Source organism: Kitasatospora sp. NPDC002965 (genome assembly GCF_040611255.1).
Lineage (GTDB): Bacteria > Actinomycetota > Actinomycetes > Streptomycetales > Streptomycetaceae > Kitasatospora.
Window position 1 is genome coordinate 1 of the sequence record NZ_JBEXNT010000285.1, and the last position, 2902, is coordinate 2902.

Annotated in this window: 4 protein-coding genes; 1 reads left to right on the forward strand and 3 read right to left on the reverse strand. The window is 77.1% G+C overall.

Annotated elements, in window-relative coordinates; genetic code table 11:
* Both ABZY91_RS41805 and ABZY91_RS41810 read right to left on the reverse strand, forming a co-directional pair.
* Positions 1-290 (reverse strand): AAA family ATPase (locus tag ABZY91_RS41805; RefSeq protein WP_355409461.1); only part of this gene is annotated, 290 nt, incomplete at its 3' end.
* Between the two features lie 111 nt (positions 291-401).
* Positions 402-800, reverse strand: a complete 399-nt coding sequence (locus ABZY91_RS41810) for a hypothetical protein (protein WP_329950201.1) — start codon at positions 798-800, stop codon at positions 402-404.
* A gap of 498 nt (positions 801-1298) precedes the next feature.
* Between ABZY91_RS41810 and ABZY91_RS41815 the strand changes: the two genes are divergently transcribed.
* Positions 1299-1787 (forward strand): hypothetical protein, encoded by a 489-nt coding sequence (locus tag ABZY91_RS41815; protein ID WP_355409463.1) that lies wholly within the window; start codon positions 1299-1301, stop codon positions 1785-1787.
* 75 nt (positions 1788-1862) lie between these two features.
* On the opposite strand, the gene ABZY91_RS41820 is transcribed toward ABZY91_RS41815, so the two are convergent.
* Positions 1863-2852, reverse strand: coding sequence for a phosphotransferase (locus ABZY91_RS41820; protein ID WP_355409465.1), 990 nt, complete (start codon positions 2850-2852; stop codon positions 1863-1865).
* Positions 2853-2902: the final 50 nt, after the last annotated feature.

Sequence of the window (2902 nt, forward strand, 5' to 3'; positions counted from 1 at the left end):
CCGGGCGGGGGCAGCAGGGCGGCGGCGTCCCGCAGGGCGTCCACCACGGGGCCGAACGGCAGCGGTTCGCGCAGCGGGTGGCAGAGTCCGCCGAGCACGGCACGTCCCGTCCCGGCCCGGGCCGCGACGGCCTCGGCCACCAGCCGCGACTTGCCGATGCCGGCCTCGCCCTCGACGACGAGCACGGCCGGCGGGCGGTACAGCGCGTCGCACGCGAGGGCGAGCTCGTGGTCGCGGCCCACCAGGGCGAATCCGGAGCCGTGGGCGGCCGGCGGCTGGGGCCGGCTCATCGCCGTGCTGCCGCGGGGCGGGCGTGGCGCTCGGCGTATCCGGTCTGGGCTGGCATGACCCCTATGATGCCTCCGCCCCGGTCGGGCACGTCGGGTGGGCCCGGGTGCACGTCAACCCGGCAGGCCGGCCGGGACGCCGCCGGGGGTCCGGCGTCCGGGGCGCACGACGCGTCCCGGGGTCTCGACGACCTCGCAGCCCGCGCGGGCCAGCCGTGCGACGGTCGCCGCGGCGGTGCGGTCGTCGAGCGAGAAGACGAACGGCCCGGGGACGAGGACGACGTCCACCCAGCCCTGCTCGGCCGCCGTCACCAGCTTCTCCAGGGCGGGCAGCGGGCCCCTGGCGGAGCGGCCGTGGTCGGCGTAGACGTCCGGGAACGGCAGGGCCAGCCGGACGGCCAGCATCTCCATGGCGGTGCGCACGTACTCCGCCTCGCGGGTGTCGTAGGGCTGGCACCGCAGGTACATCGCGGGCCGTCGCACCGGTCCCACCGGCGTGCGGGCGTCGTCCATGCCGTTCACCTGGCCTTGTTGTCGTGGAGCGCGTCGTGGGGAGTCGGGACGGGACGGCGGTGCCGGGCGTGCGATGCCGTCGGTGGCCCGGCAGGCCCGTGAGCCCGTGAGCCGGTGAGCCCGCCACCTCCTGACTCGTGTCCGCGCCGACCGCAGTGGCCACGGTGACCGCTGTGGCCGGTGCGGCGCCCGGGGCGATGATCCAGCGGACCTCCGGAATCGTGCGGAGAACAATGCGGGGGACTACCCATCTCTCGGTCCGTGTCCTGGTGGGCGGAGGTTCCCCGGGCCGGCGCTCCGACCCCGCCCGCGGTCGCACCCGGTGGTTTTCGGTCACGCATGCGGTGCCCGGTGACCGTTTTTCCGGCAGGGGAGGCGATGTGGGCGGTCGGCGCCGGTTTCCGTGGCAGTATCGACGTTGCGATGTGACATATCACATTGCGTTCGAAGGGTGTCGGCCCCACACGGCATGCCTAGCCGACCCTCAGGAGAGAACCCGTGAAGCGAACCGCCCTCGTCCTCGCCACTGCCCTCGCCCTCGCCGGTCCGCCGGCCGCCGCAGTGGCCGCCCCCGCCACCACTCCTTCTGTCGGCGCTTCGGCCCCGACGGCCGCCGGTCAAGCCTCCGGGACTGCCGCCGGCCCCGCCGCGGTGACGTCCGGCTGCGGGCCCGCCGTCATGATGATCAACAGGCTGAACTCCGTCTGCGTGACGGTCGACGGCACCTCGGTCAGTGTCTACGGGAGCAGCGCGCAGCTGATCCCCGGGCCCGGACGGAGCTTCCTCTACACGGTCTCCCTGGCCGTCGTCGGCGGAGCGGGGCTGGGGACCCGCAGCGGCTCCACCTACCTCGGCGCCGGAACGGGCTACGTCAGTGGCCCGAAGGCCGAAGCCCCGTGCGGGTCGACTGTCCGGGCGTCCTTCTCGCTGACGGACTTCGGCACCCCGCCGCCCGCGTCGACCGTGGACGTCCCCGTCACCTGCTGATGCCGGTGCTGCGCCCGGGGTGCCGGGGTCCGGACCGCCGCCGCCCGGGGCCCCGTCGGCCCCTGCGGCGGCCCGTCACCGCCCGCGCGGACCCCGACCCCGACCGGGGCCGGGGCCGGGGTCCAGCCCGGGGAAGCGGTCGGAGGTGTGGAGGCCGGACGCGTCGAGAAGGCCGCGGAGCAGCGGAGCGAACCGCGGGATCACGGCGTCGGGCGGCCGGGGCCGGTACGCGACAGTGTCGTGGACGCGGGCGGCGACGCGCAGGGCGGGCCAGAAGCTGTCGGACACCTCCGCCGTCGCCCCGTACCCGGCGGCGGCCGCGTCGACGAGCCGCTGCCAGGCCTCCGGCGCACCCGCGCCGAGCGACCACCGCAGCCCGATCAGCTCGCCCACGAGCCACCCCAGGTCGGTCGCCGGCGGGGCCAGACAGAGATCCTCGCCGATGAACACCGCGGCCGCGCCTCCCGGCCCGCCGGGCAGCAGTGAACCGAGTCCGGGTGCCCCGTGGCAGAGCACCCCGTCGTCGCCCGGAGCCAGGGCGGCCGAGCACCCCCGGACCAGGGTGCTGTGGCGCCGTGCGCCCAGTGCGTCGCGCAGCAGTTCCGCGCCGGGAACGGGCGAGTCGTCGGTGAGCCAGGCGTGCAGCCTGCGCAGGGCGCGGGAGGGGGCGGGCGGCGGGGTCCCCGGCGGCAGCGGTGTGCGGTGCAGACGGGCCAGCAGCGCGCCCAGGCCGGTGACGGCGTCCACGAGGGCGGTGGGCGGAGCGCCGTCCGCCCTCCGGTCGCCCGGCAGCAGGAGCCGGGCCGCGCTCAGCGGGCTCCGCGCGGAGTAGTGGCGGTGCCCCCGGCCGTCCTCCTCCCCGAGGAGCCAGCCGGTTGCGGCGGCCCGGCCGGTCCCGGGGACCGCGGGCAGGCCGGCGAGCAGCGCGGCCGTTCCGGGGGAGACGGCCGCGAAGGGGGACGGCGCGTCCGGGCCCGGCGCGCGCGACCAGCGGTAGCCGTGCACGGTCCGGCGCACGGTGGTCCGGAGCAGGCCCGTACCGAACTCGACGGCTTCAGCGGCCACGGCCCGCCCCTCGGGCCGCACCGGACGCTCCGTCCGCCGCTAGGGGCGGG

Bases quoted from the DNA above. Each gene is read 5' to 3' on its own strand.
- ABZY91_RS41810 (WP_329950201.1), bottom strand. From the start codon at position 800: ATGGACGACGCCCGCACGCCGGTGGGACCGGTGCGACGGCCCGCGATG.